13 protein-coding genes are annotated in these 15,946 nt (G+C 44.6%); 5 read left to right on the forward strand and 8 right to left on the reverse strand.

Going from position 1 to position 15,946, the window contains the following annotated elements; genetic code table 11:
• Nucleotides 1–4: 4 nt before the first annotated feature.
• The 8 genes from dsbD to QUF61_RS01480 form a co-directional block, all read right to left on the reverse strand.
• Nucleotides 5–2,797, reverse strand: a complete 2,793-nt coding sequence (dsbD, locus tag QUF61_RS01445; protein ID WP_289680116.1) for a protein-disulfide reductase DsbD — start codon at nt 2,795–2,797, stop codon at nt 5–7.
• Between the two features lie 150 nt (nt 2,798–2,947).
• Nucleotides 2,948–4,381 (reverse strand): sodium-dependent transporter, encoded by a 1,434-nt coding sequence (locus QUF61_RS01450; RefSeq protein ID WP_103920408.1) that lies wholly within the window; start codon nt 4,379–4,381, stop codon nt 2,948–2,950.
• Nucleotides 4,382–4,384: 3 nt separating this feature from the next.
• Complete coding sequence (locus QUF61_RS01455; RefSeq protein WP_289680117.1) at nt 4,385–4,795, reverse strand: RNA-binding S4 domain-containing protein; 411 nt, start codon at nt 4,793–4,795, stop codon at nt 4,385–4,387.
• A 118-nt stretch (nt 4,796–4,913) separates the two neighbouring features.
• Nucleotides 4,914–5,585 carry a DUF6901 family protein gene (locus QUF61_RS01460; protein ID WP_103920410.1) on the reverse strand — a complete coding sequence of 224 codons (672 nt, stop codon included), beginning with the start codon at nt 5,583–5,585 and terminating at the stop codon, nt 4,914–4,916.
• Between the two features lie 133 nt (nt 5,586–5,718).
• The gene (locus QUF61_RS01465) at nt 5,719–6,189 is read right to left on the reverse strand and encodes a hypothetical protein (RefSeq protein WP_103920411.1); all 471 of its coding nucleotides are present in this window, start codon (nt 6,187–6,189) and stop codon (nt 5,719–5,721) included.
• 53 nt (nt 6,190–6,242) lie between these two features.
• Nucleotides 6,243–7,583, reverse strand: coding sequence for a DUF58 domain-containing protein (locus tag QUF61_RS01470; protein WP_103920412.1), 1,341 nt, complete (start codon nt 7,581–7,583; stop codon nt 6,243–6,245).
• Nucleotides 7,584–7,585: 2 nt separating this feature from the next.
• Nucleotides 7,586–8,167 (reverse strand): response regulator transcription factor, encoded by a 582-nt coding sequence (locus QUF61_RS01475; RefSeq protein ID WP_103920413.1) that lies wholly within the window; start codon nt 8,165–8,167, stop codon nt 7,586–7,588.
• Nucleotides 8,160–10,646 carry an ATP-binding protein gene (locus tag QUF61_RS01480; protein WP_289680119.1) on the reverse strand — a complete coding sequence of 829 codons (2,487 nt, stop codon included), beginning with the start codon at nt 10,644–10,646 and terminating at the stop codon, nt 8,160–8,162. The genes QUF61_RS01475 and QUF61_RS01480 overlap by 8 nt, the downstream gene beginning before the upstream one ends.
• A gap of 561 nt (nt 10,647–11,207) precedes the next feature.
• On the opposite strand from QUF61_RS01480, the gene QUF61_RS01485 reads away from it, so the two are divergent.
• From QUF61_RS01485 to purD, 5 genes are all read left to right on the forward strand, one after another.
• Nucleotides 11,208–11,912, forward strand: a complete 705-nt coding sequence (locus QUF61_RS01485; RefSeq protein ID WP_103920415.1) for a TorF family putative porin — start codon at nt 11,208–11,210, stop codon at nt 11,910–11,912.
• Between the two features lie 25 nt (nt 11,913–11,937).
• Nucleotides 11,938–12,276, forward strand: coding sequence for a P-II family nitrogen regulator (gene glnK / locus QUF61_RS01490; RefSeq protein ID WP_103920416.1), 339 nt, complete (start codon nt 11,938–11,940; stop codon nt 12,274–12,276).
• A 16-nt stretch (nt 12,277–12,292) separates the two neighbouring features.
• A complete protein-coding gene (locus QUF61_RS01495; protein WP_289680123.1) occupies nt 12,293–13,600 on the forward strand; it encodes an ammonium transporter in 1,308 nt (435 codons plus the stop codon).
• A 267-nt stretch (nt 13,601–13,867) separates the two neighbouring features.
• A complete protein-coding gene (locus tag QUF61_RS01500; protein ID WP_289680124.1) occupies nt 13,868–14,638 on the forward strand; it encodes a response regulator transcription factor in 771 nt (256 codons plus the stop codon).
• 12 nt (nt 14,639–14,650) lie between these two features.
• Nucleotides 14,651–15,946: a phosphoribosylamine--glycine ligase gene (gene purD / locus QUF61_RS01505; RefSeq protein ID WP_289680126.1), complete on the forward strand. Its 1,296-nt coding sequence runs from the start codon at nt 14,651–14,653 to the stop codon at nt 15,944–15,946.

Here is a 15,946-nt window from a genome sequence, read left to right on the forward strand (position 1 = left end):
TTAATTAAAAGGTGGCTTTAAGATGTGCCAGAAAGTCTTCTGGTGATTTAAAACCAACCAGTCGCGCATGGCTTTGCTCTTCACCTGCGGCATTATAAAAAATAATACCCGGTGGGCCGAATAAACCAAATTTCTTTAACAAGGCCTTATCCAGTTCATCATTCGGGGTAACATCTGCCTGTAATAACACCACATCGGCCAAAGCCTGTTGTACCTGACTATCAGAAAAAGTGACATGCTCCATTTCCAGACAAGAAACGCACCAGTCGGCATAAAAATCCAACATAACGGGTTTGTTTTGTTTTTTAGCTTCAGCCAGTGCTTTATCCAAACCTGCTATGCCTTTAATGTTCTGGAACTTTGCAGCCTGATTTGCTGACGTTCCAGCTATTTGCATGGCAGTACCACTGCTTAAGCCTTTTAGCGGTTGTAATAAACTACCCTTGCCTGTGGCAATGCCGATAATCAATAAGCTGCCATATAACAGCATGACTACGGCTAAACCTTTCCAGAGTTTTTGCCAACCACTGCAAGTTTCCGGCAGACTGTCCAGCGCCCGCATATAAATTGCGGAAATAATCAACAGTAAGGCATACAGCAACATGGTTATCTGATCATCTAAAATACGATCCAGCATCCACACCCCGGTTGCCAGCAGCATCACGCCAAACACATATTTAACCGTATCCATCCAGCCACCAGCACGGGGTAATAACTTACCTGCCGACATGCCGACTAACAACAGTGGCACACCCATGCCCATACTTAAGGTAAATAGTGCAATACCGCCCAATAGCGCATCACCGCTCTGACTGATGTAAATCAGCGCGCCAGCCAGTGGCGCGGCAACGCAGGGGCCGACAATCAAGGCGGATAAAAAGCCCATAATCGCAACGCCGATTAAAGTTCCACCCTGCTGCTGGTTACTCATTTCAGTTAATTTGGTTTGCAGCGAGGAAGGCAGTTGCAACTCATAAAAACCAAACATGGACAAGGATAAGGCAACAAATACCAGGGCAAAACTCCATAACACCCAAGGCGTTTGGAAAGCAATGCTCAAATTTGCACCCAGCAGACCGGCAATCACGCCCACAGCGGTATAGGTCAAAGCCATTGCCAGCACATAGGTCAGCGACATGATAAAGGCTTTACGTTGCGTTAAATCCTTGCCTTGACCCACGATAATACCTGACAGAATCGGTATCATGGGGAAAACGCAAGGGGTTAAGGACAACAACAAACCAGAGCCAAAAAATAGCAATAAGATCCACAACAAATTACCTTCTTTCAAGGTCTTGGCAATGCTGTCTTGCTCTGACAGGTTTTCTGCTGGTGTTGTTGTTGCCTGCTTTTGCAGATTAGTGGCTTTGCTTACCGGCATGGCTTCCAGCAAGGATAATTGTATGGTTTTTTTTGTCGGAGGATAACATAAACCGGCATCCGCGCAGCCCTGAAAACCCACTTCCAAATCCAAATGGCTTAAGCGGTTAATACCACTCACGGGTAATTTAATGCCCACCTGTTGATGATAAGTTTCTACCTTGCCAAAATACTCATCTTCTTTAATGTCTCCTGCGGGAATTTCCGGCTCACCCAAAGTACCGCCTGAAGTGAGCTGAAATTCAAATTTATGACGATAAAGATAATAACCCGGGACAATCTGCCAATAAGCATAAATATGATCGCCACGAAATTCTGCATCAAAAATAAAGGCTTTATCCGGGTCTAAAAATTCATCTTCATCAACATTGCTTAATGGAGCCTCCGTCATGGAAGCTGCCTGAGATTTGCCCATATTGCTCAGTATGCTGATAGCATCTTGCCCATCTGCATCAGGCGTGGCAGCTAATGGAGACGCGCTTTGTGCGTCTACTTTCAGAGCTTGTTTAACTTCTGTTAAATAAATAGTACGATTTTTTTTAATAACCGGGTAGCATAAACCCGCTTCTGCACAGCCTTGATAGCTGACTTGTAAAACCAGATGATCCAGTTTTTCTATATTTTGCAGGGGTAACAAGGCCTGCAATTTATCGTAATAAACCTCGGATTTACCAAAATAAGCATCGTCTTTGACCTTGGCTGGCGGTAATACAGCTTTGCCTAATATATTGTCAGCATTAAGTACTTCAAATTTTAATTTGTTACGGTACAGGTAGTAATCTTGCGCAATACTCCAGGATAGCTGAATTTGTTGGTCTTTAGTTTTATGCGCGGAAAACAAAAAAGCCATTTCCGGGTCTAAAAATGTCTCATCCTCATTTGAGGCGGATATGGGTGCTGCATTGTTTTCAATCTGTATCGGTGGTGCAGCTTGACTATTGGATTGGCTTTCTGAGGCTTTTTCGGTTGGAGCCGCAAGCGTGCTGGCAAATAATGGAGGCAAAGCCAGTGATAGTTTTTTTTCCTGGCGGGGGTAACAACTTTCAATATTCAGACAACCTTGTAATAAAATTGAAAAATCCAGTTGGTTGTCTGCACTTGCCAGGCGTTCAAGTGGCAGGTCTATGCTCACTTGCTGGCGGTAAACGGCATAATCACCAAAAAAATCATCATGTTCTATTTTTCCGGGTGGCAACTCAACCCGCCCAAACTCAATACCCGGTGTATTGGACTGAAAACGAAACTTATCACGAAAAAAGAAATAACCCTCCGCAAGCTTCCAATTTAGGCGAATATGCTGCGCACCAATGACCTTTGCCTGCATTTGAAAGCTTTGTTCCATTACTGGTAAGGGCGTTGCAGCCCAGACCGATTGCATCAACAGGGATAAAAAAAAGAACTGAAACCCGTATTTCATGAAGTGTTGTCTCTAGTGGTTTGCAAAATAAAATGGATTGCCGATGCAATATTGTTTTTAGCTGGTCTATTGTCACATTTGTTACATTGGGCGAAAGTTTTAAATATGTGTATGATTAAGACCGATATAAAGGGAAAAATATTTTCAGGTTTAACCGAATTTCAATAGACCCACGGCATTTAAGAACACCAGCAAAACGCCCAGCGGCGTGACATAACGAATTAGAAATAACCAGGTGTGATAACTAATATCAGCGGGTTCCCCGCCCATTTCTTCACAACGCGCACTATGTGACATAATCCAGGCTGCAAATATCGCAATAAATAAACCACCCAAGGGCAACATAATATTAGAGGTGATGTAATCAAACAGATCAAAAAAGTTTTTAGTGGCAAAGACATTATCCCCCAGAAAAGCCAAAGGATGAAAGTCACTCCAGTTATTAAAAGATAAAATGGATAAAATGCCCAGCAGCCAAATCAAAAAACCACAACCGATTGCCGCATGGCTGCGGGAGAGTTGCCAGCTTTCAACCAACCAGGCAACCACCGGTTCCAATAATGAAAATGCAGAAGTCCAGGCGGCAAATACCAGCAGAATAAAAAATAAGCTGCCAAAAATCACGCCGCCATCCATTTGCCCAAAAGCAATGGGCAGGGTGACAAAAACCAGACCGGGACCTGAGGAAGGATCCAAGCCATTGGCAAAAACAATGGGGAAAATCGCCAGACCCGCCAATAAAGCCACCAGACTGTCAGCAATGGCAATCGTTACCGTAGTGCTGGTGATCGGCGTGGTTTTAGGCAGATACGCGCCATACATCATAATTGCGCCCATGCCGATACTGAGTGAGAAAAAAGCCAGACCCATTGCGCTGAGCACGCCCTGCCAGCTCATTTCACAAGTCACGCCCTGTTCAGGGTTACAACCGGGGTAAAATAATGCCTGAAAATCGGTATCAAATAAAAAATGTACACCCTGCATAAAGTGTCCACTACTGACCGCAGCATAAATCACCAACGCTACCAGCAGGAAAAATAAAGTGGGCATTAATACGCTGACTGCTTTTTCCAGACCCTTTTCCACCCCCTGCGCAATCACAAATATCGTCATGCCCATAAACAGGCTGTGCCATAGCAACAACATCCAGGGGTTGGCTGTAAGCGTATTAAAAACCTGCCCGGCACCCTCAGGCGTAATGCCAGAGAAAGTGCCAGAGAGCATTTTTGGGATATAAGCCAACGCCCAGCCCGCGATGACACTATAAAAAGATAAAATCAAAAAACCGGCAATCACGCCAGACCAGCCTATGCCTTTCCAGATGGGATGTTGTTTGGCTTCAACCGCCAGAGTATGCATGGCGTTAATCGGGCTTTGCTGCCCCCGCCGCCCAATCATGATTTCTGCCATCATCACTGGAATGCCAATGCTAAAAACACAAGCTAGGTAAACCAGGACAAATGCACCGCCCCCATTTTCCCCGGCAATATAAGGAAATTTCCAGATATTGCCAAGACCGACAGCAGAACCGGTTGCTGCCAGAATAAACATCCAGCGGGATGACCATTGAGCGGCTGTTTGCATGAATTAATCTCCTTTTTTCCAGTCTTGTAATTTTCTACGATCTTTTTTTGTGGGACGGCCTGTTCCACGTTCCCGGCTCATGGATAAATTCGCCACCTGTCGCTGTTTGCTTTGTTGTTCACGTTGTTCGATGCTTTCCGGGGTTTCCTGATACAGTTGCTGGGCAATGGTGGCACTGCCACGTTTGGCTGCCAAAGCGGTAATTACAACCGTGCGTTCGGTAAAACCGGTGCGTATGGTTAAGGTTTGTCCAATTTGTGCGGCTTTAGAGGGTTTGATGCGTTGCCCGTCAAGATGAACCTTGCCACCGGTTATGGCATCGGTTGCCAGACTGCGGGTTTTGAAAAAGCGCGCGGCCCACAGCCATTTGTCCAAACGAACTTTTTCTTCACTATTGTTGTGTTGCTGAGCCATAAAATTTCTTTGTTAATCTGAATCCAGTATTTGGTAGACACTATCAATAACTTAGTGTGAGGTAGCGGCACTTTTCAGCGTCTTTAGCACTGCAAGAAACCTTCATCGAACTCACTGTTCAATCAAATAAATGCTCAATTTCACCTAAGTGACGTTCCAGCGATAAGGATAACATGGAAGAAATCGTAAATAAGGTGGCCAGTACATTAAGGTTGGAATCCCCCTCGCAACCTGCGCGTATACGTTCTAAGAAATGAAAATTCAAGGTTTGCATTTCCTGAAAATGTATTTTTAAGCCAGCAAACTCAAAATCAGGCTCCTGCCCGGTTTTTTTATGCTTAAAATATTGATTTAACAGATAAGAAGAGCTGATGCGGTAGACCGCTTCATCCATAGAGGCAAATGGCAGGTGAAAATAAGCCATGCCGCGCATGGTGGAAAGAATGGGGCAGGCGCTGCTGGCCATGACAAAACCAATCAAAGCACGCAAACCGGTTTGCGCATCCGTTTGTTTGGAATATTCTCGCTCCGGAGTTTTGACATGAATCGCGGTGGCTTTACACGACAAAATTTCGTTAAAGCCCATCACAATTTCCTGCGCATCAATAGCAGCAGGGCAATGAGAATATTCATCGGTATGCAACGGACAATTCGGACATTGATGAAATTTGAGTTTTGTCCAGTTCGGGTATTGTTCAAAATCCAGTTTTTTGTCCCGTGGACGATCAAAGTCCACATGATAATCCAAGCGTTTTCCATCATCCATTTCAAAGGTATATTCAATATACATATTGTCGTGCCTTGATTTTAAGCGTCTGCCATCCATTTAGGAAAATTGAATTCTTTTCAATATTGATGCCATGCAGCGTATATGACGCGGGTTCGTGAATCTTAGCGGTTTCACGATGGGAATGCAAAGCAGTTTAACGTAATGAAGAAATAGAAAAATCACTTTCATTCAAACGCACCACAACCCCTTCATAAGGATCGATACGTGCGCGGTGATTACCGGGTGAAACATAATTGGCGAACACCACCGCGCCCACACCTTTACGGGTCGTTTTAGGCAATTTGAAAAAAGGCACAACCTGCCCTGGTACCAGTTCCCATTCCCAGCTTTGCAAGGCGGCGGGGTAATCCATTTTGTACTGCTGACGTTTTTTAAACCACTCTTTGGCAGAAATTTTCAGCAAATCCAGAAACAGTGATTGGTTGTAAGCAATGACCAGATCCAGCGCAACCGGATGGTTTAAATTTGCCCGTTGTGAAACATCAATGGCAAATAAACGGGTTTTGACTTTGCTGATACCTGCGCGTGTACCATTGCTGCCGCAACTGGTCAAAAACATCAGTATCACTAAATAAAGCCATAAACGCATATTCTGTTTTTTCATCGGTTTTCCTGTTCCTTTGAAGCAACCTAGGAGCCTGTCCGAGAGTGCCGCTATTATGATCGCTGTAAATGGTTTAAATCTTCTTGGATTTGTCCACTATGCAAAACATAAATATCTGCGGGCAAGGCTTCTAAAATAGTATCTGGTGGACAAATAATTAAACCTAGTAAAGGGATGTTCAGTGCGTGTAAGCACTGAATTAAATTTTTACGTGCATCATCCCAACCTAATAAAATGCAAATACAACCACTTAAGATATTGGCATGTTCCGTGACTAAAGGTTTAAGTTCTTTGATAGTTTTACGTGATTCCGGTTGTACACAGGCCAGAATTTCCAACATTTTATCGAGATGCTGCAAACCGCGTCCACTGGTAAAACAATACGCCTGATCACCGACCAGCATCATATCCAGTAAGGTATCCTGCGTGGTCATATTCGATACAAAAGAAGCTGCCACAGAAACCGCGTCTTCAAATATATCACCACCACCTTCCGGGTGAAATGTATCCAATATCAAACCGTGGCGTACAAAAAACTCATCCTGATATTCTTTAACAATGGGTTTGCCTTGTCTGGCCCAGCTTTTCCAATGAATATTACGCAGAGGATCACCGGGACGGTATTCGCGCAGGGCAAAAAACTCCATGGCATCTCCAACTGACATAGCGAGGTTTACACCACCCGGTTGATATTTACGGGTACCGGGCAGCTGTACATCAGGTGCCTGATATAAACGCGGTAAAATTAACAAACGTTGTTTCTGCTCATTTTTATATAATGCGCGAAATAAATTCATGCTGTCGCTTTTGGCGATAATCAATGCTTGTAAATCAATAAATCCACGACGATGCGGATACAGGGTTAAGGGTATTTTGTGCCATTGTTTTGGCAGTAATGTTGGCAAAATCTGCCAATCACAGGAAAAACCGCGCTGCTGACGAATCCAGATCAGCCAGCGGGGGTAGCCTACGTAGCGATCAAAACGATTACGGTAGTGATCCCCTGGTTCTTTAAATTGTTGAAATTGGCTAAAGCGTAAATGCCGGGTTTGCGCTTCTTCACGCACAACCAGATTTAAGCAAGGTGCTTTGCTGTGTTGTTTGATGTGTAATTGATAATGCACCGGCTCACCTACCGTGCCAAAACGGGGTAATTGGCGATGCAGTTCAAAGCGACTGCGAAAAAATAAGCTGCTGAACATAGCCAATAGCAGCAAGGCGAGGGCGAAGGCAAAAATTTGATAAGCAAAGGTTTTGCGCGTGTCAATACCAAATACAGCACCCGCAATCGCAACGCCGAAAATCAACATGCCCAGCGGTGTAAAACGTTGCCGGAACCAGCGATCAACGCGGTATACCGTACGAAAATTATAAAATAACAGACGCCGTAACATAATCAGGACAAGGCAATACGCACCAACTCCGATAAGGATTTTACTTGTAATTTTTCCATCAGATTCGCGCGATGTCCTTCAACGGTACGAATGCTGATACCCAATTCATGCGCAATAACCTTATTGAGTTTACCATCAACCAGTAATTCAAAAACCTGACGCTCACGTTTGGTGAGTAAAGCCAGGCGTTCATTTTTCTGTTGACCACTACGGGTTTGCTGACTGAGCAACAGACATTCCTGTATGCGCAGGATTAATAATTCAGCATCAAAAGGCTTTTCAATAAAATCAATCGCACCTGCGCGCATGGCACGCACTGCCATGGGTACATCGGCATGACCGGTGATAATCAGTATCGGAATATCAATTTGCCGTTGTTGCAATTCCTGTTGCAATTCCAGGCCATCCATGCCGGGCAGACGCACATCCAGAATCAAACAACCAGCCTGCTCGGGTTCAATTGCCGATAAAAAGCTGTCTGCTTCTGGAAAAGTCTGGGTTTGCATCCCCACAGCACTCATTAATAGTGATAATGAATCACAAATAGCGGGATCATCATCGACAATATAAACTATTTTATTCATCGCTAAGCTCATTATCTACCGGTTTGACCGGTAAGCTGAAATAAAAAGTGGTACCACCTTGGGCATTGGGTTTTGCCCATAACTGACCTTCGTGCGCCTTGGCAATCGATAAACCAATCGACAAACCCAAACCCACACCATGTTTTTTGGTTGTAAAAAAGGAGGTAAAAGCCTGCTCAATCGCTTCTTTAGAAAGTCCAGGCCCGGTATCGGCAATTGTAATTAAAAGCTGATTATCATTGGTTAACTGCGTGCCAATAGTCAATAAACGCGAAGATTTAGGAATCGCATCCATCGCTTCAATCGCATTATGCGCCACATTAAGCAACACTTGTTCTAACAAAATTTTATCCGCCAGAATCAACGGTAATTTCTCAGCCAAACGCAAGGCAAGACGGACTTCATGCCACTGTGCTTCTACCGAGATCAGATTCACCGCTTCATCCACCAATACATTGATATGCAACTTGGCTTTGTGCAACTTGCTACCCTGGCTGAGGCTGCGCAGGTGACGAATAATCTCGCCCGCACGCTGTGCTTCGCTGTTAATCTTGTCCAGCACTTCATAAACTTGTACTTTTTCCTGTTTATCATCATTGCCTGGCAGCGGGATTTGTTTAACCAGGTGTTTGCAGGCAATACTGTAGGTCGCAATTGCCGTCAGTGGTTGATTTAGCTGATGTGCAATCTGGGTTGCCATCTCGCCCATCACACTGAGTCTTGAAGTATGCGCCAGTTTTTCCATATATTGCCGTTCCAGGGCTTCAATGCGTTTACGTTCGGTAATTTCGCCTTGTAAGCGGTAGTTGAGTGTTTGTAATTCTGCGGTGCGCTGGTGTACCAGTTGTTCTAAATGTTCACGATGTTCAAACAGCTCTGTTGTCGCTTGTTTATGTTCCGTAATATCGATTGCCACGCAAATCAAACCTGAAACAGCTTGCTTACCGTCATTACGCTTATCCTCATAAGTCGGCTCAACTATCCAATCATAAAAACGAGTTTGCTCATTGACAGATAAAGGAATTTCCTGACGTGCACTCAGATGGGTTGTCAACACACGCTGCTTGATTGAAGTCAGTTGCATGGCTGCTTTTGCCGGCAACAACTCGTCATCGGTTTTGCCAAATGCTTGCGCCAACACAGGTGGCGCATTATATAACCATTGGTAACGCAAGTCATAATCATGACAGAATACGGCAATCTTGGAATATTTCAAAGCCGCCCGAAACCGGGCTTCACTTTTTTGCAGCGCAGATTGACTTTCTTCCAGTGCCAGCATAGATTGCTTGAGTGCATGCGTACGCTCAGTCACCCGCTGTTCCAGGGTATAAAAAATTTCCTGCAACTGCCGTGTCATACGCCGGAAAGCACTGGATAACTGCTGTACTTCGCTGATGCGGCTGTCTGGAAAATACTGCCCCCATTGTACATGAGAAATACGTGAAGTCGTTTCACTCAGTACGGTAATCGGTTGAATAATAATGCGTGTCAGCATCCAACCCAGCAATAATAGCAGTAGTAATCCAGCAATGAGTAACCAACTGCTGAGTTCAAAATAATTATGTTTGTATTGAATAAAATCAGCTTCTTTTAAAACCACGACAATGAGCCACTGCAAACCCAGCGGTTCCTGAAACGGGGTAACCTGAATAAAAATACGTTCATCACCTAACATAAAATCTGTTTTATGGCAGAATTCAAGTTCTTTCAGATCACCGCCAAGGTTCCCAAAAAGATGTTTAGTCGCATGGCTTAATAAATGTTCATCACTGTCTAAGGCGGCAACGCGTTGCAGGTGAGAGATACTGGAACCCGGCATCAGTCCTGCTGAAGTACGGCTTTGCCGTATAAATGCGGTATTTTGTCTGGAAGAGGCCACCAGAAAACCTTCTTCATCAATTAAAAATGTCATGCCTGAACGATCCGCATCCAGTTCACTAAGCATCTCGTTAAGCTCAGATAAAGCCAGTTCTGCCCGCAATACCCCTTGGCGCTGTCGGTTGTTATCCATCACCACACGACTCAATGCCATTCTAATTTCAGAATGCTGGTTTGCAGGGGTTTCTGCCGCAGCATAAAACGGACTCCAGGCATTGTGTTCTTGTTGCATGGCAATTTGATACCAATTTTGCTGACGCACATCGGTTTGGGCTTCAATTTCTACAAATGCCTGACAGTCCAGCGAAAACATCTGTTTTGCAATATCGGGGCTGGCAATAACCCGCTTGGTACCATCAGCATGTTTACGCACCAGTATCTGTTGCCCTGTAACAAACCCAAAACCAATCGCATTTAAGGTGGGATATAGATCCATTTGCAGACAAAAGTAGTTGACCAGTTCTGCGGGATCGCGAGCATCCAGCCACTGATGTTCAAACGCATTCAGCGCATTTTGGTTAGCCAGCCAGGGGGTGTGGATGTATTGCTGTAAATAGTCTTTAATGCGGGTGGTGATTTCAGCGCGCAGCTCCATGGTCATGCGCTCAGTATTTTCCTTTTCATGACGCTCAGACAAATAATCACTGAGCCATATGCTAAACAGGATAAATAGCATAAACGGTACTGCAAGCGCAGTATGCAAGGAAATTGGGAAAAAACGCTGGAACACAGTTAATCCGAAAGTTAATTAGAAGTTACGCAAAAGTTTCTTTTTTGCACTTTGAGGCACAAAAAAACTGCTTTTGCTCCACACTGTTTTTTATCCAGCCCGTTTTTATCCAGCCCGGGTAAAGTACTAACTCAGGTTATTTCAGAGTGTAGCACGTTTATGTTTAGCCACACGAGATGACCATATATCAGGATATGGCGTCATGATTGAATTTAGTGCGTGCTATTACACCGTGCAAACGCACTATATTGGTGCGCAAAAATACGATATGGTTTATTATAAATAATTGCAAAAACATGTAATAAATTGATTTTATTAAAAATTGATTCATTGGCACAGTTATTGTCATTAGATTGAGCATCGCAGGAAAAGTACAGACGTTTTGCACAATATGTGTACTTATTTATTTTTTATGTTTAAGGAGAATTATCAATGTATTTGAAATCAGCCATGGCTTTAGCCTTAGTCAGCAGCTTATCCAGTGTACAAGCCGCAGAAAAAACCAACGGCATGGAAATCAGTGCCAATGTGAGCATGGCCAGTGATTATGTCTGGCGCGGTTTTAGTCAGACTTATAAAAAACCCGCTATCCAGGGGGGCTTGGATTTGGTACATGACAGCGGTTTATATGTGGGTACCTGGGCATCTAACGTGCGTTTTGTTCCTGATGGCGCAGTATCAGATGGCGCGCAGGTGGAATGGGATACTTATTTAGGTTACAGCACTGAATTCAAAAATGGCATGGGTCTGGATATGGGTTATAACCATTACTTTTACCCAGGTGCCAATAGTGAACGGAATTATGATTTTGGAGAATTCTATGTCAAAGGTAGTTACAGCTTTTTAACCCTGTCTTATAACTATTCACCAGAATTTTTTGGCAATAGCGGCAAAGCCCATTATGTTGGTCTTGGTGCAGAATATGGCTTGCCTTATGACATTACCTTGAGTGGTGCGGTGGGTCGGCAGAACTTAAAAGGTGACGGTGATTACACTGACTGGAGCATTGGACTGGGTAAATCATTTTTTGGTTTGGATTTCAGTCTGGCTTATGTGGATACCAATATCAAAGATGCCGATGATGCCGACGATCTGGCAGCCGCGCGCGCTGTTTTCAGTGTTGGTAAAACCTTTTAATACAGCGTACAAGGAATAAAACACAATGAAAATGGTCACAGCAATTGTCAAACCCTTTAAATTGGATGATGTGCGTGAAGCCTTATCTGAAATTGGTGTCCAGGGCGTTACCGTTACTGAAGTCAAAGGCTTCGGACGTCAGAAAGGTCATACCGAGTTATATCGCGGCGCTGAATATGTGGTAGATTTTCTGCCCAAGGTTAAGCTGGAAATTGCAATTTCCGCAGACATGCTGGATCAAGTGATTGATGTGATCAGCAAAGCAGCTAATACCGGAAAAATCGGTGATGGCAAAATTTTCATTAATGATTTGGATAGAGTCATTCGTATTCGTACTGGCGAATCGGATCAAGACGCGCTTTAACAAAAGGTGAGATACGATGAATATGAAAAATATGAAAAGACCGCTGCAAATCGCAACCGGTTTATTCACATTGCTGCCAGCAATGGCTTTTGCCGAAGATAAACTCAGTGCAGGGGATACCGCCTGGATGCTGGTTGCCACCGCTTTGGTCTTATTTATGACGCTGCCGGGACTGGCCTTGTTTTATGGCGGCATGGTACGCAGTAAAAACGTGTTATCGGTTTTGATGCAATGTTTTGCAATTACTGCCATGATGAGTATTTTATGGGTAGTTTATGGTTACAGCCTGGCATTTTCCGACGGTGGTGACATGAATGCCTGGATTGGAGGGCTGGATAAAATGTTTCTGGCTGGCATCACCCCGGATACAGTTAGCGGCACAATTCCTGAGTACCTGTTCCTGACTTTTCAGATGACCTTTTTCATTATCACCCCGGCCTTGATGGTGGGCGCATTTGCTGAACGCATGAAATTCTCCTCCATGATGGTTTTCATGGCGCTGTGGGGCACTATCGTTTATGCGCCAGTTTGTCATTGGGTCTGGGGCGGCGGCTGGATGAGTGCTGACGGCGTGCTGGATTTTGCCGGTGGTACGGTAGTACATATTAATGCCGGGGTTGCCGGTCTGGTTGCGGCGATAATGCTGGGTAAACGTAAAGGTTATCCGACTACGGCGATGCCGCCACATAACTTAGGTTTAACTGTGATTGGTGCTTCCATGCTGTGGGTCGGTTGGTTTGGCTTTAATGCCGGTAGTGAGTTAGCGGCTGATGGCATTGCTGCTTCCGCGATGCTGGTCACACAAATTGCAACCGCAGCAGCGGCTTTAGGTTGGTTATTTATTGAATGGCTCAATCATGGCAAACCCAGTGTTTTAGGTATTGTTTCCGGTGCGGTTGCAGGTCTGGTTGCGATTACCCCGGCATGTGGTTCCGTTGGCCCTATGGGTGCTATCGCCATTGGCTTCAGTGCGGGTATCATCAGCTTCTTTGCCGCAACCAAGCTGAAATACATGCTGGGTTATGATGACTCACTGGATGTATTCGGTGTTCATGCCGCAGCAGGTATTGTCGGTGCGATTCTGGTTGGCGTGTTTGCAGCACCAAGTTTAGGTGGTTTGGGTTTTGGCGGCGACAACACTACCATTGCGGCACAAGTTGGCATACAAACTGTCAGCGTGCTTGCCACCATCGCTTATACCGCAGTGATCAGTTATATCCTGCTGAAAATTATTGATCTAGTGATGGGTCTGCGGGTTAGTGAAGAAGACGAAGTGAAAGGTCTTGATATGGCACTACACGACGAACGTGGTTACATACTGTAAAATTCTCACGCCTTAACTCGGGCTAAATTATATTTTCCTGGCTATGCCATGCGTAGAAATTGCGGGTATCTTTCATAGATACCCGCTTTTTTTTTACTACTTTTTAATACAAAATTTTTTGACAGAAGTTGTCTGAGCGTAGACAATTTGTTACAAAAATCTAAGCAATCCGAGTTCGAGATGAGATTTTTTATCCAAAATACTTAAACCTGTAAATACTATCAATAACTTGGCATGAGGTAAAAACAGTTTTCAGCCGTATAGCAAATGAAAGAAGCTCGCACCAAATTCAAATTAAATAACAAGAAAATGGACAAGATGACACAGGAAAGCACTGTAAAAATATTAATTGTTGATGACACGGAAGATGGTAGCGCAATTCAGCATTATCTTCAGTTCGCAAGTTTTAACACTGACTGGGTACGCAATTGTCAAGAAATGGAAAATTATCTGAGAAAGTATCAGGTTGATCTGATTATTCTCGATGTGCATTTGCCTGACGGCAACGGCTTAAGCCTGGTTGAAAAATTACGTGCCTATCATCAAAAACCCATTATCCTCATATCTGCGGTATTCGTAGAAGAAATTGATCGCGTGGTTGGGCTGGAGTTAGGTGCTGATGATTATCTGATAAAACCACTCTCATTTTTAGAATTAAAAGCCAGAATCAATGCCATTTTTCGTCGCTATCAAAAACAAGTCGATATCCAGATTCAAGCTGAAATACAAGAAACTTTTCACTTTGGTGATTATGTTTTTAATGTGAGTCAGTATCGTCTGCATTACCAAAACAATGAGATTTCTTTGACAAATACAGAATACAAATTACTCACAGCATTCGTTACCCATGCCAATCAAACCTTAAACCGAGAATGGCTGACTAACTATTGTAAAATCAGTCTGGAAGACCATAAAACGGCACGCGCGATTGATGTTAATATCAGTCGCCTGCGCAGAAAAATTCAACTCAGTGATAAAATTCCCCCTTGTATCCGCAGTGTACGCAAACAAGGTTATCGTTTCATTCCCACTCCTTAAGTAAAAGTTCCTATGAATAAAAAAATCCTGATTATTGGCGGCGGTGGTCGCGAACATGCGCTGGCCTGGAAAGCCGCACAATCTGAATACGTCAACAAGGTTTACGTGGCACCCGGCAATGCCGGTACAGCACTGGAACCTAAACTGGAAAATATCGACATCAGTGCCGATGATTTAGCGGGTTTACTGAGATTTGCCCAGGCACAACACATTGATTTAACCATAGTTGGGCCGGAAGCCCCTTTAGTTGCCGGTTTTGTGGATCAATTTCTGGCAGCAGGCTTGCCTTGTTTTGGCCCAAGCCAAGGTGCAGCACAACTGGAAGGTTCTAAAACCTTCAGCAAAGACTTTCTGGCACGTCACAAAATCCCAACTGCGGCCTATGCCACATTTACCGAAATTGAACCCGCCTGTGCTTATATTCAACAGCAAGGCGCGCCGATTGTGGTCAAGGCGGATGGTCTGGCAGCCGGTAAAGGCGTGATTCTGGCGCAAAGCGAAGAAGAAGCCATGCAGGCAGTGAAAGACATGCTGGCTGGTAATGCTTTTGGTGATGCCGGACATCGCGTGGTGATTGAAGAACTTTTACAGGGTGAGGAAGCCAGTTTTATTTGCATGGTGGATGGCAGCCACATTCTGCCGATGGCAACTTCTCAGGATCATAAAGCCCGTGATGCTGGCGATCTGGGGCCTAATACCGGTGGTATGGGGGCTTACTCACCAGCACCCGTGGTGACAGCGGAAATGCACCAGCGCGTTATGCGTGAAGTGATTGAACCCACCGTTGCCGGTATGGCGGCGGAAGGCCATCCTTATACCGGGTTTTTATATGCAGGATTGATGATTACCGCAGATGGTACGCCTAAGGTGCTGGAATACAATTGTCGTTTTGGCGACCCGGAAACTCAGCCTATCATGTTACGTCTGCAATCTGATCTGGTGACTCTGTGTGAAGCCGCGCTGGCAGGCACACTGGATCAATGTAGCGCACAGTGGGACAGCCGGGTTTCCCTGGGCGTGGTATTAGCCGCAGGTGGTTATCCTGCCGATTATGCTAAAGGCCACCCTATCAAGTTACCGGAAACAGATGGAAAACATGCCAAAATTTTCCATGCCGGTACAGCGGAAAAAGACGGTGATGTTGTCACCAATGGTGGGCGGGTGTTGTGTGTTTGCGCATTAGGCAATACGGTCAGTGATGCGCAAAAGGCTGCCTATGACTGGGTTAAACAAGTGCATTGGCAGGATATGTTTTATCGCCCGGATATTGGCTATCGCGCTGTACAACGAGAAGCCGCTAATAATTAA

Origin of the sequence: Candidatus Venteria ishoeyi (genome assembly GCF_030378065.1) — a bacterium.
GTDB classification, from domain to species: Bacteria; Pseudomonadota; Gammaproteobacteria; order Beggiatoales; family Beggiatoaceae; genus Venteria; species Venteria ishoeyi.